This window comes from Pseudomonas sp. MSSRFD41, from assembly GCF_014230245.1.
Taxonomy (GTDB): Bacteria; Pseudomonadota; Gammaproteobacteria; order Pseudomonadales; family Pseudomonadaceae; genus Aquipseudomonas; species Aquipseudomonas piscis.
Genome location: NZ_JACKZK010000011.1, coordinates 23,285 through 43,922 on the forward strand (window position 1 = coordinate 23,285; position 20,638 = coordinate 43,922).

Annotated in this window: 15 protein-coding genes and 1 pseudogene; 8 read left to right on the forward strand and 8 right to left on the reverse strand. The window is 63.2% G+C overall.

Annotated features, from left to right (window positions below; all coding sequences use genetic code 11):
- Positions 1 to 118 precede the first annotated feature (118 nt).
- Positions 119 to 3,010 carry a ribonucleoside-diphosphate reductase subunit alpha gene (locus H7A76_RS17665; RefSeq protein ID WP_185699684.1) on the reverse strand — a complete coding sequence of 964 codons (2,892 nt, stop codon included), beginning with the start codon at positions 3,008 to 3,010 and terminating at the stop codon, positions 119 to 121.
- Between the two features lie 760 nt (positions 3,011 to 3,770).
- Here H7A76_RS17665 and H7A76_RS17670 point away from each other — a divergent pair.
- Positions 3,771 to 4,493 carry a response regulator gene (locus H7A76_RS17670; protein ID WP_185699685.1) on the forward strand — a complete coding sequence of 241 codons (723 nt, stop codon included), beginning with the start codon at positions 3,771 to 3,773 and terminating at the stop codon, positions 4,491 to 4,493.
- Complete coding sequence (locus H7A76_RS17675; RefSeq protein ID WP_185699686.1) at positions 4,490 to 6,100, forward strand: ATP-binding protein; 1,611 nt, start codon at positions 4,490 to 4,492, stop codon at positions 6,098 to 6,100. Before H7A76_RS17670 ends, H7A76_RS17675 begins: the two co-directional genes overlap by 4 nt.
- Before the next feature lie 3 nt (positions 6,101 to 6,103).
- Here H7A76_RS17675 and H7A76_RS17680 read toward each other — a convergent pair whose 3' ends face one another.
- Complete coding sequence (locus H7A76_RS17680) at positions 6,104 to 6,829, reverse strand: 4'-phosphopantetheinyl transferase (protein WP_185699687.1); 726 nt, start codon at positions 6,827 to 6,829, stop codon at positions 6,104 to 6,106.
- A 205-nt stretch (positions 6,830 to 7,034) separates the two neighbouring features.
- Between H7A76_RS17680 and H7A76_RS17685 the strand changes: the two are divergent.
- From H7A76_RS17685 to H7A76_RS17695, 3 genes and pseudogenes are all read left to right on the forward strand, one after another.
- Positions 7,035 to 7,390: pseudogene (locus H7A76_RS17685) on the forward strand (hypothetical protein).
- A 117-nt stretch (positions 7,391 to 7,507) separates the two neighbouring features.
- Positions 7,508 to 8,185, forward strand: a complete 678-nt coding sequence (locus H7A76_RS17690) for a response regulator (RefSeq protein WP_185699688.1) — start codon at positions 7,508 to 7,510, stop codon at positions 8,183 to 8,185.
- A complete protein-coding gene (locus H7A76_RS17695; protein WP_185699689.1) occupies positions 8,182 to 9,528 on the forward strand; it encodes an ATP-binding protein in 1,347 nt (448 codons plus the stop codon). Before H7A76_RS17690 ends, H7A76_RS17695 begins: the two co-directional genes overlap by 4 nt.
- Before the next feature lie 9 nt (positions 9,529 to 9,537).
- Here the strand turns inward: H7A76_RS17695 and H7A76_RS17700 are convergent, their stop codons facing one another.
- Positions 9,538 to 10,536 (reverse strand): AraC family transcriptional regulator, encoded by a 999-nt coding sequence (locus tag H7A76_RS17700; protein ID WP_185699690.1) that lies wholly within the window; start codon positions 10,534 to 10,536, stop codon positions 9,538 to 9,540.
- 335 nt (positions 10,537 to 10,871) lie between these two features.
- On the opposite strand from H7A76_RS17700, the gene H7A76_RS17705 reads away from it, so the two are divergent.
- Positions 10,872 to 12,203: a dicarboxylate/amino acid:cation symporter gene (locus H7A76_RS17705; RefSeq protein ID WP_185699691.1), complete on the forward strand. Its 1,332-nt coding sequence runs from the start codon at positions 10,872 to 10,874 to the stop codon at positions 12,201 to 12,203.
- 147 nt (positions 12,204 to 12,350) lie between these two features.
- Entirely contained in the window at positions 12,351 to 13,532 is a 1,182-nt protein-coding gene (locus H7A76_RS17710) for a CaiB/BaiF CoA-transferase family protein (protein WP_185699692.1), read from the forward strand.
- Between the two features lie 7 nt (positions 13,533 to 13,539).
- On the opposite strand, the gene H7A76_RS17715 is transcribed toward H7A76_RS17710, so the two are convergent.
- Both H7A76_RS17715 and H7A76_RS17720 read right to left on the reverse strand, forming a co-directional pair.
- Complete coding sequence (locus tag H7A76_RS17715) at positions 13,540 to 14,034, reverse strand: SprT family zinc-dependent metalloprotease (RefSeq protein ID WP_185699693.1); 495 nt, start codon at positions 14,032 to 14,034, stop codon at positions 13,540 to 13,542.
- 146 nt (positions 14,035 to 14,180) lie between these two features.
- Entirely contained in the window at positions 14,181 to 14,783 is a 603-nt protein-coding gene (locus tag H7A76_RS17720; protein WP_022640255.1) for a Yip1 family protein, read from the reverse strand.
- Between the two features lie 283 nt (positions 14,784 to 15,066).
- Between H7A76_RS17720 and ttcA the strand changes: the two genes are divergently transcribed.
- Positions 15,067 to 15,891 (forward strand): tRNA 2-thiocytidine(32) synthetase TtcA, encoded by an 825-nt coding sequence (gene ttcA, locus H7A76_RS17725; RefSeq protein WP_185699694.1) that lies wholly within the window; start codon positions 15,067 to 15,069, stop codon positions 15,889 to 15,891.
- Between the two features lie 47 nt (positions 15,892 to 15,938).
- Here ttcA and H7A76_RS17730 read toward each other — a convergent pair whose 3' ends face one another.
- The 3 genes from H7A76_RS17730 to H7A76_RS17740 form a co-directional block, all read right to left on the reverse strand.
- The gene (locus H7A76_RS17730; RefSeq protein WP_185699695.1) at positions 15,939 to 17,474 is read right to left on the reverse strand and encodes a glycosyltransferase family 39 protein; all 1,536 of its coding nucleotides are present in this window, start codon (positions 17,472 to 17,474) and stop codon (positions 15,939 to 15,941) included.
- A 98-nt stretch (positions 17,475 to 17,572) separates the two neighbouring features.
- Complete coding sequence (arnT, locus tag H7A76_RS17735) at positions 17,573 to 19,246, reverse strand: lipid IV(A) 4-amino-4-deoxy-L-arabinosyltransferase (protein WP_260498006.1); 1,674 nt, start codon at positions 19,244 to 19,246, stop codon at positions 17,573 to 17,575.
- 336 nt (positions 19,247 to 19,582) lie between these two features.
- The gene (locus H7A76_RS17740; protein WP_185699697.1) at positions 19,583 to 20,230 is read right to left on the reverse strand and encodes a histidine phosphatase family protein; all 648 of its coding nucleotides are present in this window, start codon (positions 20,228 to 20,230) and stop codon (positions 19,583 to 19,585) included.
- Positions 20,231 to 20,638 lie beyond the last annotated feature (408 nt).

Below are 20,638 nucleotides of genomic sequence, written 5' to 3' on the forward strand. Positions count from 1 at the left end.
GGAGTTGTTCGCGAGGCCGCTAGCGCGCGGTTTGTCGCGGGCAAAAGAAAACCCCCGATACGCCAGGGGCGTATCGGGGGTTGGCACAGGCGCCGATAAGGGCGCCTGTCTGCTCAGCTTATTGGCAAGCCTCGCAATCCGGCTCGTCGATGGCGCACGCCTTCGGTACCGGGGCGGGGCCGGCAGGGGCTGCCAGGACCGAGCTGTCACCGTGGTCGCCGCCGCTGGAAACAGCGTTCAGCTTGCCGGTGTTGATGGTGGACTTCTCGGTGCTGGTGGCGGCCAGTGCACGGAGGTAGTAAGTGGTCTTCAGGCCACGGTACCAGGCCATGCGGTAGGTCACGTCCAGCTTCTTGCCCGAAGCGCCGGCGATGTACAGGTTCAGCGATTGGGCCTGGTCGATCCACTTCTGGCGACGGGAGGCGGCATCGACGATCCACTTGGTCTCGACTTCGAACGCGGTGGCGTACAGGTCCTTCAGCTCTTGCGGGATACGCTCGATCTGCTGCACCGAACCGTCGTAGTACTTCAGGTCGTTGATCATGACCGAGTCCCACAGGCCGCGAGCCTTGAGGTCGCGTACCAGGTACGGGTTGATCACGGTGAACTCGCCGGACAGGTTCGATTTCACGTACAGGTTCTGGTAGGTCGGCTCGATCGACTGCGATACGCCAGTGATGTTGGCGATGGTCGCGGTCGGCGCGATGGCCATGATGTTCGAGTTGCGGATGCCTTTCTTCACGCGCTCGCGGATCGGCGCCCAGTCCAGGGACTCTTCCAGGTTGACGTCGATGTACTTGGCGCCACGGGCCTCGATCAGGATCTGCTGGCTGTCCAGCGGCAGGATGCCCTTGGACCACAGCGAGCCGTCGAAGGTCTGGTAGGCGCCGCGCTCATCGGCCAGGTCGCAGGAGGCCTGGATGGCGTAGTAGCTGACCGCTTCCATCGACTTGTCGGCGAAGTTCACCGCGGCGTCGGAGCCATACGGGATGTGCTGCAGGTACAGCGCGTCCTGGAAGCCCATGATGCCCAGGCCCACTGGACGGTGCTTGAAGTTCGAGTTCTGCGCTTGCGGCACCGAGTAGTAGTTGATGTCGATCACGTTATCGAGCATGCGCACGGCGGTCTTGACGGTACGCGCCAGCTTGGCGGTATCCAGCTTGCCGTCGACGATGTGGTTCGGCAGGTTGATCGAGCCCAGGTTGCACACGGCGATCTCGTCGGCGTTGGTGTTCAGGGTGATCTCGGTGCACAGGTTCGAGCTGTGGACCACGCCTACGTGCTGCTGTGGCGAGCGCAGGTTGCATGGGTCCTTGAAGGTCAGCCATGGGTGGCCGGTCTCGAACAGCATCGACAGCATCTTGCGCCACAGGTCTTTGGCCTGGATGGTCTTGAACACCTTGATCTTGTTGTACTCGGTCAGGGCTTCGTAGTACTCGTAGCGCTCTTCGAAGGCCTTGCCGGTCAGGTCGTGCAGGTCAGGCACTTCCGATGGCGAGAACAGGGTCCACTTGCCGTCGTCGAAGACGCGCTTCATGAACAGGTCCGGGATCCAGTTGGCGGTGTTCATGTCGTGGGTGCGGCGCCGGTCGTCACCGGTGTTCTTGCGCAGCTCGAGGAATTCCTCGATGTCCAGGTGCCAGGTTTCCAGGTAGGCGCAGACCGCGCCCTTGCGCTTGCCGCCCTGGTTGACCGCGACGGCGGTGTCGTTGACCACCTTCAGGAAAGGCACGACGCCTTGGGACTTGCCGTTGGTGCCCTTGATGTACGAGCCCAGGGCGCGTACCGGGGTCCAGTCGTTACCCAGGCCGCCGGCGAATTTCGACAGCATGGCGTTGTCGTGGATGGCGCCGTAGATGCCCGACAGGTCGTCTGGAACGGTGGTCAAGTAGCAGCTGGACAGCTGTGGACGCAGGGTGCCGGCGTTGAACAGGGTCGGGGTCGAAGCCATGTAGTCGAAGGACGACAACAGGTTGTAGAACTCGATGGCGCGGTCTTCGCGTTGTTTCTCTTCGATCGCCAGGCCCATGGCCACGCGCATGAAGAAGATCTGCGGCAGTTCGAAGCGCACGCCGTCCTTGTGGATGAAGTAGCGGTCGTACAGGGTCTGCAGGCCCAGGTAGGTGAACTGCTGGTCACGCTCGTGGTTGATGGCCTTGCCCAGTTTCTCGAGGTCGAATTCGGCCAGTACCGGGTTCAGCAGTTCGAACTCCACGCCCTTGGCGACGTAGGCCGGCAGAGCCTTGGCGTACAGGTCGGCCATCTCGTGGTGGGTGGCGCTGTCGGCGACGCCCAGGAAACCCAGGGCTTCGGCGCGCAGGGTGTCCATCAGCAGGCGGGCGGTGACGAACGAGTAGTTGGGCTCGCGTTCCACCAGGGTGCGGGCGGTCATTACCAGGGCGGTGTTGACGTCCTTGATGGCCACGCCGTCGTACAGGTTCTTCAGGGTTTCGCGCTGGATCAGGTCGCCGTCGACTTCTTCCAGGCCTTCGCAGGCTTCGCTGACGATGGTGCCCAGGCGGCCCATGTCCAGGGGCGCGAAGCTGCCGTCGGCGCGAGTGATGCGGATCGAGGGATGGGCGTTCACCGGTTCTTCGCTGCTGGAGCGGGTGGCGCGTTCCTTGGCGCGGGAGTCGCGATAGATCACGTAGTCGCGGGCGACTTTCTGTTCGCCGGCGCGCATCAGGGCCAGTTCGACCTGGTCCTGGATTTCTTCGATATGGATGGTGCCGCCCGAAGGCATGCGACGCTTGAAGGTGGCGGTGACCTGTTCGGTCAGGCGTGCCACGGTGTCGTGGATTCGCGACGAGGCGGCAGCGGTGCCGCCTTCAACTGCGAGGAACGCTTTGGTGATAGCGACGGTGATCTTGTCGTCGGTGTAAGGAACGACAGTGCCGTTACGCTTGATCACGCGCAGTTGGCCAGGTGCGGTAGCAGACAGATCCAGGTTGGAATCGCCGGCCTGCGGCGCATGGGCCTGCGGGTTCTCGCGAGTTGTGTCGGTTTGCATGGGTGTCTCCACGTTCTCTATGTTTATTTGGGCACCAAGAAGGTGCCCACCGTTCCGTCCAGAAGCACTGCAGCCGGCACAAGCCGGCATGACGACTTCGGAACAGTTCAGGAAGGGGGCTGTTGGCGCCGCTTCCATGCCGAAGTCCTGGGTGCCGGGCATGGGCTCCGACACCTTGTTCCTGGGTGGCAGTCTGTTGCTGCAACACCCGTACCGTCTTCTCCTGGGCAGGGTGGAAAACGGTGCCATCCGCACGCGCGGTGTTGGTCTTCTAAAACAGCGATTGGTTCCACCAAACGGGCGCAAGAAAAGCGCTTGAGTTTCTTGTCTGAATTGTGTTTGGTTTTTTGGGTGAAACCCTAGATATAGGGTTTTTTAGCCGCCGGGCTACAAGATAATGCGTTTTTGGGGGGGTTGCAACGTACGGCCTGTGGATAAGTTTGTGCGTAAAGTGTGCATGGACTGGGTAAAACTCTCGCAGCCCGCAGTCCCACTGCATGGAACCGTTTGTCACTGTTTTTTACCTGCAAAAATTGCCCGGGAACGGATTTTTGCGGGCGCGAACCCTATCACAAAAAGCCGTCCTGTCCGAGCCGTTTCAGTGGCTTGTATGAAGGCCTGCGGCGGTTGCTACAATCCGTCGCGATCCCCCGCGCAAGGCGTCTTCCTCAGGGCCGGTTATCGGTCTTTTTCATGACAGAAGGATGTACGCGTTCGGTTGCGCCCAATGCTGGCAACAAAAAACAAGAAGAGGTCGAGCGTGGAGCAAGAAGCCTGGCAGGTACTGATTGTCGAGGATGACCAGCGTCTGGCTGAGTTGACGCGGGAATATCTGGAGAGCAACGGATTGCGGGTGGCGATCGAAGGCAACGGTGCCCTGGCCGCCGCGCGGATCATCGCCGAGCAACCGGACCTGGTGATCCTCGACCTGATGCTGCCCGGGGAAGACGGCTTGAGCATCTGCCGCAAGGTCCGCGCTCGCTATGACGGGCCGATCCTCATGCTCACCGCGCGCACCGATGACATGGACCAGGTCATGGGCCTGGACCTGGGGGCCGATGACTATGTCTGCAAGCCGGTGCGCCCGCGCTTGCTGCTGGCACGGATTCAGGCTCTGCTGCGGCGTAGCGAGGCGCCTGAGCCTGCCCGGGAGAAGACCCGGCGCCTGCAGTTCGGTCCGCTGGTGGTGGACAACGCCCTGCGCGAAGCCTGGCTGTGCGATGCCGGGATCGAGCTCACCAGCGCCGAGTTCGACCTGTTGTGGCTATTGGTGGTCAATGCCGGACGGATCCTGTCCCGCGAGGAAATCTTCACGGCCTTGCGCGGTATCGGTTATGACGGCCAGGACCGTTCCATCGACGTCCGCATCTCGCGCATCCGCCCCAAGATCGGCGATGACCCGGAGCATCCGCGGCTGATCAAGACCATCCGCAGCAAGGGGTACCTGTTCGTGCCCGAAGCCGCTGCCGACATGCCGCTGTGAACTCGATCTTCCTGCGTATCTATGGCGGCATGTGCGCCGCCCTGGTCCTGGTGGCGCTGCTCGGGGTGCTGGCCCTGCACCTGCTCAACCAGGTGCGCAGCGAGCAATACCGTGAGCGCCTGGCCCATGGCACTTTCTCCCTGATGGCCGACAACCTGCAGCCGATGAGCGAGATCGAGCGTCGCCGGGCCCTGGCCGTCTGGGAGCGGTTGCTGGGCATTCCCCTGAGCCTCAAGACCTTCAGCCAGACCGACCTGGACAGCAGCCAGCGTGGCCGGGTGCTGCGCGGCCAGGCCCTGGTGGAGCAGACCGGCCCGTTCGCGGCCCGGGTCTACCGCCTGGTCAGCGACAAGGAGCAGTTGCTGCTCAGCGCCGAGGTCCAGCAGATCAGCGAGCAACTGGCCCGGGCCACCATCTATCTGCTGGCGGACGAGTTGGTGCGCTATCCCGTGGCCGAGCAGCCCCAGCGCCTGGCGGCGTTGAAGCAGGACAAGGGGTTCGGCTTCGACATGCACTTGTCGACCCTGGACGCCACCGACATGGACGATGACCAGCGCCGCCGGGTCGCCGAAGGCGATACCGTGATGGCGCTGGGCAAGGGGGGAGACTCGATCCGGGTGTTCGCCGGGCTGGTGGGCACGCCCTGGGTGCTGGAGATCGGCCCGCTGTACCAGATGAATCCCTATCCGCCGCAGTGGCTGGTGTTGATCGCGGTGCTGGGCTTGAGCCTGATCGGTCTGATCGTCTATCTGCTGGTGCGCCAGTTGGAGCGCCGAGTCAATGGCCTGGAGGCGGCTGCCACGCGTATCGCCAAGGGCAGCCTGGAGGTCCGGGTGCCGGCCAGGGGCGCGGATTCGGTAGGGCGCCTGGCGGCGGCCTTCAACGACATGGCCGAGCATCTGCAGCGGCTGCTGGCGATCCAGCGCGAATTGGTACGTGCTGTATCCCATGAGTTGCGCACCCCGGTGGCGCGCCTGCGTTTTGGCCTGGAGATGATCGCCACCGCGAGTACCGACCAGGCACGGCACAAGCACCTGGACGGCATGGACAACGACATCCAGGACCTCGACCGGCTGGTGGACGAGATGCTCACCTATGCTCGCCTGGAACAGGGCTCGCCGGCCTTGAATTTCCAGCGGATCGACCTGGACGCCCTGATCAACCAGGTGATCGGTGAACTGGCGCCGTTGCGCGCCAACCTCCAGGTCCGGCGTGGCCTGTGCCTGTCGGCCGCCGATTGCGATGGCGCCTGGGTCGAGGCCGAGCCGCGTTACCTGCACCGCGCCCTGCAGAACCTGGTGGGCAACGCCATGCGGCATGCCGAGTCCCAGGTGACCGTCAGCTACCAGGTGGGCCAGTCGCGCTGTCGGGTGGATGTGGAGGACGATGGTCCCGGCGTGCCCGAGAGCGCCTGGGAGAAAATCTTCACGCCGTTCCTGCGCCTGGATGACAGTCGGACCCGGGCGTCCGGCGGCCATGGATTGGGACTGTCGATCGTGCGGCGGATTATCTACTGGCACGGTGGCCGGGCGCTGATCGGTCGTAGCAAGAGCCTGGGCGGCGCCTGCTTCAGTCTCAGCTGGCCACGGCAGCAGGAGCCGCGCTAAGGCTCAGGCGGGAATGGCGACCAGGCTCAGGACCTGCCCGTCCTCGACGGTGAACTGGCCGTCGAGCTCGCGCCCCTGGTGCCACTCCGCGGACAACTCGGTCAGCAAGCGCAGGCGCACTTGACCATCGAGGTTCCACTCCAGCACCTCGGCATGCTCGAAGTAGAAATTCTTGCGCACCAGCGGGTACAGGGTCTTGTACAGGCTTTCCTTGATCGAGAAGGTCAGGGTCACCGCCAGGGCGTGCAGTTCGTCTGGTAGCTGGTCGCGGCGCTGCAGCTCGGCGGGGGTCAGGATATGCCCTGCCAGGCTGGCCGAGCGTTCTCTTTCGAGCATCACTTCCAGATCCATGCCCAGGGCTCGCCAATGCCGCTTATCGGCGACGATGGCCGCGGCGCGGCCGGTGCTGTGGGTGATCGAGCCGCAGATATGCTCCGGCCACACCGGTGCGCGGTCATCGCCGATCGCCGGTACCCAGTCCAGTCCTTGCAACTGCCACAACGCGTTCCGTGCGCACAGGCGCCCCGCGAGGAACTCGGCCTGGCGCTTGGCCACCGAGCGCTGGATGTTCGCTGGGGCCTCGATGCCGCTGCGCTGGAAGTCGTCGGCAGCCAACTGCTTGGAGTCGAACCGGGTACTGAGCAAGAGGGTATTGGGCAAGGCCTCCGGCAGGGGCCAGGAAGCTTGCGGGACGGTACAGCAGGCGGGGAGGAGTTGGTGTTCGTTCATGGCTGCTAGTGTGCCGGGTTGCATCCTGGGTGGGTAGTCGTGCGCTCTATATAAAAAGAAAGGTGGCTGGTGCTGCCGGTAGCTGTGGGGGCGATGCCTCGGGGCTGCGGTTCAGGTGAGGTTAAGAGGTGTTCAGTGGGAGTTCAGGGCGGGCCGTTTACTCTTGCGCCTTACCTAAACGTCTATGGCGCAAAGTAAGCTTCCTATGACTTCGTTGAAAAAACTGCTGCTGGCCTTTACCGTTCCCGGTGCCAGCGCTGCCGCCCAGGGCGCCGACAGCAACTTCGCCGGCCTGTCCTTCGGCCAGACCCGCGACAAGATCAAGAAATCCGGTTCGCACAATGGCATCAAGCGGCGCCAGCAGAACCTGCTGGGCAGTCATGACCGGTTCTTGCCGGTGTCCTGCAGCAGGTTTCACAAAACACCTCGCTGGAGCTCGGCTATCGCTACCTGCGCAGCAATGCCGGGATCCAGACGAGCGAGCGTGGCGCTGGCAAGCAGGGGGCGCTGAGCCTCACCAGTAGTGCCCAAACCTATCTCTCGGCCAACTACGCTTCCTGAACGAGCGGCCGGGTTTGAACCACGCCGGACCTTGCCTTGGCACGGTCCGGCGTTGGGTATTAATCATCTGGGCGCAGGAGTGCCCCGCAGACGTCGAATGTTGCCTGGGAGAGCATTATGAAATTGCTGGTCGTCGAGGATGAGGCGCTGTTGCGTCATCATTTGCAAACCCGCCTTACCGACAGTGGTCATGTCGTCGAGTCCGTGGCCAATGCCGAAGAGGCGTTGTACCAGACCGAGCAGTTCAACCACGACCTGGCGGTGATCGACCTGGGCCTGCCGGGCATGGGCGGGCTGGATCTGATCAGGCAACTGCGCGCCCGCGGCAAGACGTTCCCGATCCTCATCCTCACGGCCCGCGGCAACTGGCAGGACAAAGTCGAAGGCCTGGCCTCCGGCGCCGACGACTATGTGGTCAAGCCATTCCAGTTCGAGGAGCTGGAGGCCCGGCTCAATGCACTGTTGCGGCGCTCCAGTGGTTTCACCCAGTCGACCATAGTCGCCGGCCCGCTGCTGCTGGACCTCAATCGCAAGCAGGCGTCCCTGGACGAGCAGCCCCTGGCCCTGACGGCCTACGAATACCGGATCCTCGAATACCTGATGCGCCATCACCAGCAAGTGGTGGCCAAGGACCGGCTGATGGAGCAGTTGTATCCGGACGATGACGAGCGCGATCCGAATGTCATCGAAGTGCTGGTGGGGCGGTTGCGGCGCAAGCTTGAAGCGCCGTCGGGCTTCAAGCCGATCGATACGGTGCGCGGCCTGGGCTACCTGTTCAATGAGCGCTGCCGATGATTCGTTCGCTGCGCCTGCGCTTGATGCTGGCAGCAACCCTCCTCGCGGTCCTGTTCATGCTGGCCTTGCTGCCGGCCATGCAGGGCGCTTTCAGCCTGGCCCTGCAGGACTCCATCGAGCAGCGCCTGGCTTCGGACGTCACTACCCTGATCTCGGCTGCGCGCATCGAGGACAACCGCCTGCAGATGCCAGCGCAATTGCCCGACGAGCGTTTCAATCTCGCCGATAGCCGCCTGCTGGGCTACATCTATGATCGCGAGGGGCATCTGGTCTGGCGTTCCCGGGCCACCCAGGAAGAAAACATCAACTATCGGCCGCGCTACGACGGACGTGGCAACGAGTTCGCCAGGATCCGCGAGGCCAATGGCCAGGAGTTCTTCGTCTACGATGTCGAGATCAAGCTGCTGGGAGGCAAGAGCGCGGCGTTCAGCATCGTCGCCTTGCAGCCGGTGCGCGAGTACCAGCAGACCCTGGAAGGGGTGCGCGAGAACCTCTACCTGGGCTTCGGTGCGGCGTTGCTGGTGCTGCTGGCGCTGCTCTGGCTGGGCTTGACCTGGGGATTGCAGGCGCTGCGGCGCCTGAGCCAGGAGCTAGACCAGATCGAGAGCGGCACCCGCCAGAGCCTGAGCGAGGAACATCCGCGCGAGCTGCTGCGCCTGACGGGGTCGCTCAACCGCCTGCTGCAAAGCGAGCGCGACCAGCGTAGCCGCTATCGGGATTCCCTGGACGACCTGGCCCATAGCCTCAAGACCCCGCTGACGGTATTGCAAGGGGTCAGCGAGGACATGGCCCTGCGGCCCCAGGATCGTGAGCAGGCCTGGGTCCTGCAAACTCAGATCGAACGCATGAGCCAGCAGATCAGCTACCAGCTGCAGCGAGCCAGCCTGCGCAAGAGCGGCCTGGTGCGCCATCAGGTACGCCTGCGGCCATTGTTGCAGAGCCTGTGCGACACCCTGGACAAGGTCTATCGCGACAAGCAGGTACGGGTCTCGTTCGACCTGCCCGAGCGCTGCTACCTGCCGATCGAGCACGGTGCCTTGCTGGAGCTGCTGGGTAACCTGCTGGAAAACGCCTACCGCCTGTGCCTGGGTTCGGTGCGCATCAGCGTGCGCGAGAGCCTCGATGGTTCCGAGTTGTGTGTGGAGGATGACGGGCCGGGGGTGCCGCCGGACCAGCGGGCACGGATCCTCCAGCGTGGCGAACGCCTGGATCGCCAGCATCCGGGGCAGGGTATTGGCCTGGCGGTGGTCAAGGACATCATCGAAAGCTACGGCGCGCGCCTGGCCCTGGGCGATTCAGCCCTGGGCGGGGCGGCCTTCCGGATCCACTTTCCGGTCCTTTAGCCTGGTTGCTCACTGGGTCCGGGCGCGATAGGCGCCCGGGGTCAGCCCGGTCCACTTCTTGAAGGCCCGATGGAAGGCCGAGGGTTCGGAAAACCCCAGTTGTTCGGCGATCTGTTGCAACGACAGGTCGGCGCGCCCCAGGTGATAGATGGCGATATCGCGCCGCAGCTCGTCCTTGAGTTCCTGGAAACTCAGGCCCTCTTCCCGTAGATGCCGGCGCAGGGTCTGGGGGCTGACGCGCATGTGTTGGGCGACGCTTTCCAGGTCCGGCCAGTGCCCGCGATCGCGGGCCAGCAGGCGGCGCAACTGGCTGGCGAGGCTGTCGCCTTCATCGGGGCGCGACAGCAGGTCGGCGGGGGAGCGTTCGAGAAAGTGCTTGAGGGTCCGTTCATCCTGCAGCAAGGGCATGCCCAGGTAGCGACTGTGGAACAACAAGCTGCTGTGGGGCTGGTCGAATTGCAGTGGGCAGGGGAACAGCAAGTCGTATTCCGCGCCGTGTTCAGGGCGCGGATAACTGAAACAGGCCTGCTCCAGGCGGACTCGCTGGCCGATCAGCCAGCTGCCCAGCCGGTGCCAGATCACCAGCAGGCATTCGCTGAGAAAGTGCTCGGGGTCCCAGAGTTCGGAGTCGTCCAGGCTCAGCCGGGCCATGTCTCCTTCACGCGTCAGGCTCAGGCGCGGGGCCTGCGGGAAGAGGCCATAAAACAATAATCCGCGATTGAGCGCCTTCTCCAGGGTGCGACAGTGGATCAGGGCGTGGCACATCATGGCGAAGGTCCCGGGTTTGCTCGGGCCATCGCCGAACCCCAGGTATTCGTCGTCCATTTCCAGCCATAGCTGTTGCAACAACTGGGTGAACTGCTCGGGAGCGAGGCGGGCCCTGGGCTGGTGCAGCAACTCGGGGCCGATGCCCAGGCGCTGTAGCAGCGGCAGGTAGTCGTAGCCGCGACGATGCGCGCCGCCGAGGGCGGCCCGGGCAAAGTGGCTGGCGATAGTGCGTTCGCGCATGCGGGCTGGTCCGTCCATTGAGTGGCGGATCTTAGCCAGCACCGCCAGGGGGGAACAAGGCGGATATCCGCCAAATTGTAGGGCGAGAATCGGCGGGCGGGCGGAAAACCGCCAGGCTCGGCGTTGCTCACTGGAAACGGAGTTCGGCTCTAACCCCTTGTTTTAAAAGGTCTGTATGGCTTTTTCGCAAGGTGGCACGGGCCTTGCGATAGCGCTTGCAGATCTGCCGGTGTGCAGCTCGACACAACAAATCCCTCCAGCGCAGGAGGGTTCGCACTTTAGGCACCGCATGCCGTGATGGAAGCAGCATGCCGGGGCTCTTGAGGAACTTTGCAATGACGACTCGTCAGCCACTGTACAAATCCCTGTATCTCCAGGTGATCGTTGCCATCGCCATCGGCATCCTGCTCGGTCACTTCTATCCCCAGGCGGGGGTGGCCCTCAAGCCCTTGGGCGACGGCTTCATCAAACTGATCAAGATGGTCATCGCGCCGATCATTTTCTGCACCGTGGTGAGTGGCATCGCCGGTATGCAGAACATGAAGTCGGTGGGCAAGACCGGTGGCTACGCGCTGCTGTACTTCGAAATCGTCTCCACCATCGCCCTGCTGATCGGCCTGGTGGTGGTCAATGTCGTGCAGCCGGGCGCCGGCATGCATATCGACGCCTCGACCCTGGACGCCTCGAAAGTCGCCGCCTACGTGTCCGCCGGTAACGAGCAGAGCGTCGTCGCCTTCATTCTCAACGTCATCCCGGCGACCATCGTCGGTGCCTTCGCCAACGGCGACATCCTGCAAGTGCTGATGTTCTCGGTGATCTTCGGTTTCGCCCTGCATCGCCTGGGCGCCTATGGCAAGCCGATCCTGGACTTCATCGACCGCTTCGCCCACGTGATGTTCAACATCATCAACATGATCATGAAGCTGGCTCCCCTGGGCGCGCTGGGCGCCATGGCGTTCACCATCGGTGCCTACGGCGTGGGTTCGCTGGTGCAACTGGGCCAGCTGATGATCTGCTTCTACATCACCTGCGTGCTGTTCGTGCTGGTGGTCCTGGGCGCCATCTGCCGTGCCCACGGCTTCAGCGTGATCAAGCTGATCCGCTACATCCGTGAAGAACTGCTGATCGTACTGGGCACTTCCTCCTCGGAGTCGGCGCTGCCGCGCATGCTGATCAAAATGGAGCGCCTGGGCGCCAAGAAGTCGGTGGTCGGCCTGGTGATCCCCACCGGTTACTCCTTCAACCTGGACGGCACCTCGATCTACCTGACCATGGCCGCGGTGTTCATCGCCCAGGCCACCGATAGCCACATGGACATCACCCACCAGATCACCCTGCTGCTGGTGTTGCTGCTGTCGTCCAAGGGCGCTGCCGGCGTCACCGGTAGCGGCTTCATCGTCCTGGCGGCTACCCTGTCGGCCGTGGGCCACCTGCCAGTGGCCGGCCTGGCGCTGATCCTCGGCATCGACCGCTTCATGTCCGAAGCCCGTGCCCTGACCAACCTGGTGGGCAACGCCGTGGCCACCGTAGTGGTCGCCAAGTGGGTCAAGGAACTGGACGAAGACAAGCTGCAAGCCGAGCTGGCCTCCGGTGGCCGGGCGATCATCGACACCCGCGAAACCGACGACCTGGGCGTGGCCGAAGGCCCGGCGCCAAGCGTCAGGTAAGCTTCGTCGTATGAAAAAACCCGCCTCGGCGGGTTTTTTATTGCCCCGTGCCTTGAGCGCAACGGTCATTGTCGCTGACCGCTGCGGTGATTGGCGGACGCGCCGTGGCTGCCTACTCTGTGGGCTGTCGATCAGAAGGAGAGGCACATGCAAGGGCCGTTGGCGTCACTCAAGGTACTGGATTTCTCTACCCTGCTGCCGGGGCCGTTCGCTTCGCTGCTGCTGGCGGACATGGGCGCGCAGGTGCTGCGCATCGAGTCGCCGACCCGCATGGACTTGCTGCGGGTCCTGCCGCCCCATGACCAGGGCGTATCGGCCAGCCATGCCTACCTCAACCGCAACAAGCGCAGCCTGGCCCTGGACCTGAAGCGACCCGAGGCCCTGGAGGTGGTGCGGCAACTGGTGCAGGACTACGACATCGTCCTCGAGCAGTTCCGTCCGGGGGTGATGGAGCGCCTGGGGCTGGGCTACGAGGCCTTGAAGGCGATCAATCCGCGGCTGATCTACGTGTCCATCACCGGCTACGGCCAGACTGGCCCCTACAAGGATCGCGCCGGGCATGACATCAACTACCTGGCCCTGGCCGGCCTGGCCAGCCAGACCGGCCGCCGGCAACAGGGGCCGTTGCCCCTGGGTATCCAGGTGGCGGACATCGCCGGCGGCTCCCTGCACGGAGTGATCGGCCTGCTGGCCGCGGTGGTCGCCCGCCAGCACAGTGGCCAGGGCCAGCACCTGGACGTGAGCATGACCGACTGCGTGTTCAGCCTCCACGCCATGGCCGGTGCCGGCTACCTGGCTTGTGGGGTGGAGCCCGGGATGGAGCAGCAAGTGCTCAACGGTGGCAGTTTCTATGACTATTACCGTACCCGCGACGGGCGCTGGTTATCGGTGGGCAGTCTGGAGCCGGGGTTCATGCAGCAGTTGTGTGGGGCCCTGGGGCGGCCGGAACTGGCGGCCCAGGGGCTATCGCCCGTACCCGAACAGCAGCAGGCCCTCAAGCACGCCTTGCAGGTCGAATTCGAGAAACATGATTTTGTCGAATTGTGCCGGCTGTTCGAGGACCTGGATGCCTGTGTCGAGCCGGTGCTGGGCCTGGCCGAGGCCTTGGCGCATCCACAGTTGCAGGCGCGCCAGCTGGTCAGCCAGGTACCGCGCGAGGATGGCAGTCGGCAGGCGCAGATCGCTTGTCCGCTGAAGTTTTCCGCGGGCCTGCCCGAGCCGCGACATGTCGGCGCAAGGCTGGGGGCCCATTCCGCCGAGGTGTTGGCGGAGTTGGGATACGACGCCGAGCGGATCGAGGCATTGCGACGCGACCGGGTGATCGCCTAGGGGCAGGTCACTCGACCCGGGTTTCGCCGCTGTAGACCAGGGTCTGCCGGCAACGCCTGCACAGGTAGCGCCGCCCCTGGGCCACCAGCTTGTGGCGCTGGGCGGAAAACGGAAAATCGCTCTGGGCGCAGGGGCAGCGGTAGATGTAGCGGGTCACGCGGCGCCGCTGCACCTCGTAGGTATGGCAGCGATTGGGCGGCAGTTCGTAGACCCCGCGCATGATCAGCTGCCATTCCTCGCCGTGGGGCTGGATGCGATCGCCGAACAGCTGGTGGGCGATCAGGTGCGCCACTTCGTGGGCCACGGTCTGCTTGAGGAAGTCCGCGGTGTTCTCCCGGTACAACTGCAGGTTGAAGCGCAGCAGGTTCTCGTGCAGGTGGGCGACCCCGGCTTTCTGGCCACGCAACTTGAGGCTGACCACCGGTCGCTTGAAGGGGCGTTTGAAAAAGGATTCAGCGAGTAGGAAACAGTCTTCGACGCGGGTATTGAGTTGCTCGGGCATGCTTGGCGGTTCTCCAGAGCGCTCGAGTATGCCGCAAAGGCCGCTGAATCCGAACCGCCAAGCCGCCCAATGGTCATGCCCGCAAAGAGGAAGGCCGCCTTGCGGCGGCCTGTATTGGCAGACAGAGGATTATTATTGGCGCGGCGTCAGTTGGTGTAGACGGGGCCGACGCCCAGGCCCCAGACGATGACGGTGAACGCCATGATCGCCACCAGCACCACCAGTCCCACCGCCAGCACCGAGCTGGAGAACAGGAAACCTTCGTCGGACGGGATGTTCATGAAGGTCGGCAGCCCGACATAGAGCAGGTACACCGTGTAGCAGATGGCCGCCGTGCCGACGATCATGCCCAGCCACATGTGCGGGTAGAGCGCCGCCAGCCCGCCGACGAACAGCGGGGTCGCGGTATAGGTGGCGAAGGCCACGCAGCGCGCCAGGCTCGGATTGGCGTCATAGGTGCGGGCCATCCAATGGATGAAGCCGCCCATGACCCCGACACCGCCGAGCATGGCCAGGTACGACATGATGGTCATCCACAGGGCGCTTTCACTGGTCAGCATCACCGGCGCGCGGCTGCCGATGACCCAGCCGACCTGGGTGGTGCCGATGAAGGCCGAGATAGCGGGGATCGCCGCCAGGATCAATGTGTGGGTGAGGTACATGTGGCTGATGCTTTCTTCGGCATCGCCACGGATGTCTCGCCATTCCTGATCGGGGTGGGTGAAGAGTCCTACGACATGATGAATCATGGTCAGTCACTCCTTTGTTGTTGCCATCGCCCCCCTGCGGAGCGCTACAACCACGTGGCACAGTGCAGGTCTGTATATGCGACCTTATGTCGCAGTATAGGGAGGAGTTGTCGCCAGATGTGCACCTCTTTAGAGCAAATTGCGCTGTAAAAGCCTGGGCTAATCGCCAGGGCCTCTGTCACTGCCGACCCTGTGGCCGCTGCTCGGCAGCGCTTTCGCGGGGCGAGTGTTTTTGCGTAAAATATCCGGCTTTTCGTCACACACCTCGCGGATTCCAAGCGCCATGGGCACTCTTACGGTCAACCAGAACAAACTGCAGAAACGCCTGCGCCGGCAGGCGGGCGAAGCGGTCGCCGATTTCAACATGATCGAAGATGGCGACAAGGTCATGGTCTGCCTGTCCGGCGGCAAGGACAGCTACACCATGCTCGACGTGCTGCTGCACCTGCAGAAGGTGGCCCCGATCAAGTTCGAGATCGTCGCGGTGAACATGGACCAGAAGCAGCCTGGCTTCCCCGAGCACGTACTGCCGGCCTACCTCAAGGAACTGGGGGTCGAGTACCACATCGTCGAGAAGGACACTTACTCGGTGGTCAAGGAGCTGATACCGGAAGGCAAGACTACCTGCTCGCTGTGCTCGCGCCTGCGCCGCGGCACCCTGTACACCTTCGCCGACGAGATCGGTGCGACCAAGATGGCCCTGGGTCACCATCGCGACGACATCGTCGAGACCTTCTTCCTCAACATGTTCTACAACGGCTCGCTCAAGGCCATGCCGCCCAAGTTGTTGGCCGACGACGGGCGTAACGTGGTGATCCGTCCGCTGGCCTACTGCAGCGAGAAGGACATCCAGGCCTATTCCGACCTCAAGCAGTTCCCGATCATCCCCTGCAACCTCTGTGGTTCCCAGGAGAACCTGCAGCGCCAGGTGGTCAAGGAAATGCTCCAGGAGTGGGAGCGCAAGAGCCCGGGGCGGACCGAGAACATCTTCCGCGGCCTGCAGAACGTCATCCCGTCCCAGCTGGCGGACCGCAACCTGTTCGACTTCACCAGCCTGCGCATCGATGAAAGCGCCACGCCGCGCTTCGTCAACGTAGTGAACCTCTAGGCCTGGGGGATTTGCCGCGCCGTTCATTGCCGGCGCGGCACGCTGTTTCATTCCGTGGTTGGGCGGGGAATGAACGCCAGGTTGCCTTGCGCGGGTTTGCCGGCCAGCCGCTCGCCATTGGTCGGTTGGGTCCTGATTACCTGGTGATCGTCGCCCAGGTAGTCCAGCAACTGCCGGCCTTTGTTGTCCTGTGCCACGAAGATCAGGGTGCGCTGGGGATCCCAGTGCTGGCCGCTGGTGCGCTCCAGCCAGGCCATGAAGTCGGCGCTGGTGCCGTGCTTCGGGAAGTCCTGGTTCTCGGGCACGTAGTAGAACGGCGCCCCCTGGTTCTGCACGTACATCGGCAGCTTGTTGTCGACCTCCACCATCACCATTCGCCATTGGTTCCAGGGAGCTATCCGGCTGGCCTCGGCCTTGACCTGCGTGGCGAAGCCGATCACTCCGCCACCGCCGTTGCTCCAGGGGTAGGCCAGCCCCAGCACCAGCAGCATCAACATGGCTGCGCTGGCCAATCCCAGGTTCCAGCTGCGACTGCGCTCCCGGCCTTGGTCCCGTGCCTGCTCCAGGCGCCGGGACAGCCACCAGGCGCCCAGCAACTGGGCGAAGGGCACCAGGGGCAGGACGTAGTAGCTGCGCCGGCTGCCGCTGGCGGTGAAGAACAGGAACAGCAGGCCCAGGGCCCAGACCAGCCAGCGCTCGTTGGGCTGCAACTGGCGCCAGCGCCGGGTCGCGACCCAGAGCCCGAGGATCCAGCATGGCGCCCAGGGCAAGGTGTAGAGCGGCAGGTACACCAGGTAGGTGTAGATCGGCCCGACATGGTCGAACGGGTCGAAGAAGCGGACGACGTTCTCGCGAAACACCAGGCTCAGGCCGCTTTCTCCGGAGTGCGGGGTGCCATATAGATGCGAGAGCAGGAACGGCACCATGTACAAGGCACCGGCCAGCAGGATTGCCAGGGCCAGGCGCAGGTTGAGATGGCGCTTCCAGCGCCCCTGGGCCAGCAGGTGCGGCAGCAGGATCAGGCCCGGCAGGACAAAGCCGATCAAGCCCTTGAGCAATGAGGTGATCGCCAAAAGCAGGAAGAACACCGTATAGCGCCCCAGGCGGGTGTCCTCCGGGCCTCGCCAGTACCACCACACCGCGGCCAGTACGCCGCACACGGTGAGAATGTCGGCGGTGGCTACCCGGGCCCAGAAGACGAAATAGAAGGTGGTGGCCAGCATCCAGCCGGCGATCAGGCCAGTGCCCTTGTGCAATAGCTGCTCGCCCAGCCGGTATACCAGCCAGATGCTCAGCCAGGCGGCCAGTACCGAGGACAATCGCAGCGACCAGTGCCCCAGTCCTCCGGTCAGCCAGGTGCTGGCAACGATCAGCCAGTAGGAGGGCAGGGGTTTGTCGTAATAGGGGCTGCCTTTGAGAGAGGGATCGAAGTAGTCGCCGCTCTGCAGCATTTGCAGCACGATGTTGGCCCAACGGGTTTCCGGTCCCCATAGCTCGCGCGAGCCCAGGCCGAGCAGCAGGATCAGGGCGGACACGCCGAGCAGCAGGGCCAGGGCCTTGCGTTCGCTGTTGCAGATCTTCATGGGCGAGATTCCGTGGATTGAGTCGGGAGGCGACGGGCGCGACACGCCAGCGTCGACCGGAGTCGGCGCTGACGCCTCCAGGGTGTGCTCAGGTCAAGTCAGGGTTGGGTTGCGGGCAGGATCAGGATCAGCAGGTTGCCTTTCACGTAGCGTTTGCCACCCAGCGGCAGTTGGGCCACTTCCTGGTTCTCCAGGACATCCTTGACCCGCATGACGACGCCTACCGAGCCTTGTTTGCGTGCCGCGTCCATCCAGGAGCCGATTCCGGCCATGTCTACCTTGCGCTGGATCGCATCAGGGTAAGCCAGGCCATATTTCAGCTCGCCCTCGGTGTTGTACAGCGTCACCTGTGGGCGCCGCAGGCGCCAGGACAGGGCCGAGGCCGCACCCAGGTCGTTGCTCAAGAGAGTGCTGGTCTGCTGGAGTTCCTCGAGGTGTTCCTTGATGAACTGGTCGGGCATCTCCTTGTGGACGATCATCGCAGGCATGCCCGCTGGCAGCAGCGCCACCAGCAGCCAGAGGCCCAGGGCCGGTGCCGCCCAGTATTGCAGTGGCCTGGAGGTGGGCAGCAGGTTGGCGATGATCCAGCCCATGAGCATGATGAATACCAGGGACAGGCCGAGCATTTCATCGTGGCCGTACACTGGCCGGGTGATCTGCAGCACCAGCAGCGCCACCAGGGCGCCAACGCCGATCACCAGGTTGAGCAGGGCGTTGAGGCGTACTTCCCGACCCTGGCCGGCACTGATGCGCTCAACCAGGGCATGGCCCATCAGCACGGCCAGGGGCAGCAAGCACGGCATGATGTAGGTCGGCAGCTTGCCGCGGCTGAGGCTGAAGAACACCAGCGGCAGGATCAACCACAGCAATAGGAAGCCGCTGCTGGCCTGGCGCTTGTCCTTCCAGGCCTGGAGCAGGGTGCCGGGCAGGAGGGCCGCCCACGGCAGGCTCGAGACCACGAGCAGGGGAATGTAGAACCACCAGGGACGGGTGTGCTGGGCGTTCTCGGCGGCGAAGCGGCGAATATGTTCATGCCAGAAGAAAAAACGCCAGAAGTCCGGTTCCTGGGCATGGATGCTCAGCACCCAGGGCAGGCTGATCAGGACCGCCACCAGCACCGCCACCAGGCCGTAGCGCAGCAGTTGGCCAAGGCGGCGCTGCCAGAGTGCGTAGGGCAGGGCGATCAGTACCGGAAGTAGCCAGGCCAGGAAGCCCTTGGTCATGAACCCCATGCCGCAGGCCGCGCCCAGGGTGGCCCAGGCCACCAGGCGGGCACGTGCGGTCTGGGCGTGCAGGGCGAACCACAAGGCAACCAGGCTCAGGTTGACCCACAGGCTGAACTGCGGATCGAGATTGGAATACCCGGCCTGGCCGGCCACCAGGCCGAAGCTCATATATAGCAGGGCTGCGGCGAAGCTCTTGCGTGGGTCGTTCCACATCCGCCGGGTGATCAGGTAGGCCAGTACCACGCTCAGGCCGGTGCTCACGGCGGAAGCGATGCGCACGCCGAACAGGTTGTCGCCGAAAACGGCCTGGCCGATGGCGATCAACCAGTATCCGGCAATGGGTTTCTCGAAGTAGCGGATGCCCATGAAGTGCGGTGCGACCCAATCGCCGCTCAGCAGCATTTCCTGGCTGATCTGGGCGTAGCGGGTCTCATCCGGGATCCACAGGCCATGGCCAGTCAGTGGCAGCAGGTAGAACAGGCCGAAGGCCAGCAAAAGAAAGAGCAGTCCCCAGCGTTGCAGGATGTCGGTCGTACTTCCACCCATGGTGTAGCCGGACGGCGTGGTGCTTGTTCCATAAGCCTGGGGTGGCAAGGTGCGGTGCATTGTTGTCCTCTAATTCATCTGCTGGAAGCTGGGGCGTTACTTGTATCGGGTGTAGCCGATAAACATCACTAGTTAGCAAGCTCAGTATTTTCAGCTCGTAAAGAATTGACGGCGGCCGTCTTTTTCGCTTTGACGTGGTCCTGTTACTGGTGCGGTGCTGTTATAAATAGCGCGGTAGTTTCTTGTACTAGTACAGTTCTTGCCGAAGTCAACTTGCTCAAGTGTCTAGTGTGTATTCGCGCCGAATGAAATCTGTTGGGGTGTTGTAAAAAAGGGTTATAACTTGGCCGCCTCCGGCCCCAGCGCCTGCTGCCAGTCCTCGACCTTGATACTGCCAAGAATCTGCAACGTGCCATCGCTGTTCAGGGTGACGAACAACGAACTGTTGTACTGACTGTGGGGGGCGTGTTCGAAGCCCAGTTGGCTCTCCAGGTCGCTGATGCAATCGCTGTGGGTGACCAGCACCAGGTTGCGTCGTGGAGCCTTGTGCGCCTTGATCGTTTCGCCAAGTTCGCTGCCGCAGCTGAGCAGCCAGTCCTGGGTCTTGGCCGGTTGGCCGAACATGAATTCCGCAGTTTGCCGGGTGCGGGTGGCGGGGCTGCTGATGACATCGGTGGACTCCATGCCCAGGACCTGGAAGGCCCGGCCCAGCCTCCTGGACATGCTGCTTCCGGTCAGCGTGATGCCATCGGCAGGCCCTACGCAGGGAGTAGGCGAACGGTCGCAGCGTTCGGCATGGCGTACCAGGGCGATCACCTCGCCACTGTTCCAATGACGGTACATGCCTGCGCTTTCCATCTGGTTGGCGGCTCCCAGGTCCAGGGGCGCGCCAGGCCAGAGCACGAAGCCGCTGACGAGGATTGCCACAGTCGTGGTGCAGGCCCACACCATGGCCTTGCGGACTCGGTGTGGGCGTGGGGGCATGGCACCCGTGCCGGGTTTGGCAGTATCGATCACTTCGCTTACCTGAACTGTTCTGGATGAGGGCTTGTCATTCGGGTTGGAGCTGATGTTCTGAAAAGACCGGTAACGGGACCTGCGCTACAACTGGCTGCCAATCTAGAGCGTGCCGGGTTAGCGAAGGGTGAAAGCAATGTGAAAAAAACGAATGGGTCATGATCATTATTTAAAGCCCGACAGCCTCTGTTCAGGTTGCTGGCCTAATCAATGCTTAGTAGTCCATTTGTACATGGCTAATGATTGCAGAATGTCGATTCTGCTAGTCCGTTACCGATCGTCTTAATCGTGGGGGAAGTTCAGGCGGACTTTATCCGATCGCAAACAGCGAGTGAGAAATCCCCGCGTTTAGTTCAGCTTATTGTCAGCTTGCGT

Coding starts and splice junctions, on each gene's coding strand:
- ttcA (WP_185699694.1), top strand. CDS start 15,067: ATGGGCACTCTTACGGTCAACCAGAACAAACTGCAGAAACGCCTGCGC.
- H7A76_RS17705 (WP_185699691.1), top strand. CDS start 10,872: ATGACGACTCGTCAGCCACTGTACAAATCCCTGTATCTCCAGGTGATC.
- H7A76_RS17730 (WP_185699695.1), bottom strand. CDS start 17,474: ATGAAGATCTGCAACAGCGAACGCAAGGCCCTGGCCCTGCTGCTCGGC.
- H7A76_RS17680 (WP_185699687.1), bottom strand. CDS start 6,829: ATGAACGAACACCAACTCCTCCCCGCCTGCTGTACCGTCCCGCAAGCT.
- H7A76_RS17690 (WP_185699688.1), top strand. CDS start 7,508: ATGAAATTGCTGGTCGTCGAGGATGAGGCGCTGTTGCGTCATCATTTG.
- H7A76_RS17695 (WP_185699689.1), top strand. CDS start 8,182: ATGATTCGTTCGCTGCGCCTGCGCTTGATGCTGGCAGCAACCCTCCTC.
- H7A76_RS17740 (WP_185699697.1), bottom strand. CDS start 20,230: ATGCCCCCACGCCCACACCGAGTCCGCAAGGCCATGGTGTGGGCCTGC.
- H7A76_RS17700 (WP_185699690.1), bottom strand. CDS start 10,536: ATGCGCGAACGCACTATCGCCAGCCACTTTGCCCGGGCCGCCCTCGGC.
- H7A76_RS17720 (WP_022640255.1), bottom strand. CDS start 14,783: ATGATTCATCATGTCGTAGGACTCTTCACCCACCCCGATCAGGAATGG.
- arnT (WP_260498006.1), bottom strand. CDS start 19,246: ATGGGTGGAAGTACGACCGACATCCTGCAACGCTGGGGACTGCTCTTT.
- H7A76_RS17665 (WP_185699684.1), bottom strand. CDS start 3,010: ATGCAAACCGACACAACTCGCGAGAACCCGCAGGCCCATGCGCCGCAG.
- H7A76_RS17715 (WP_185699693.1), bottom strand. CDS start 14,034: ATGCCCGAGCAACTCAATACCCGCGTCGAAGACTGTTTCCTACTCGCT.
- H7A76_RS17710 (WP_185699692.1), top strand. CDS start 12,351: ATGCAAGGGCCGTTGGCGTCACTCAAGGTACTGGATTTCTCTACCCTG.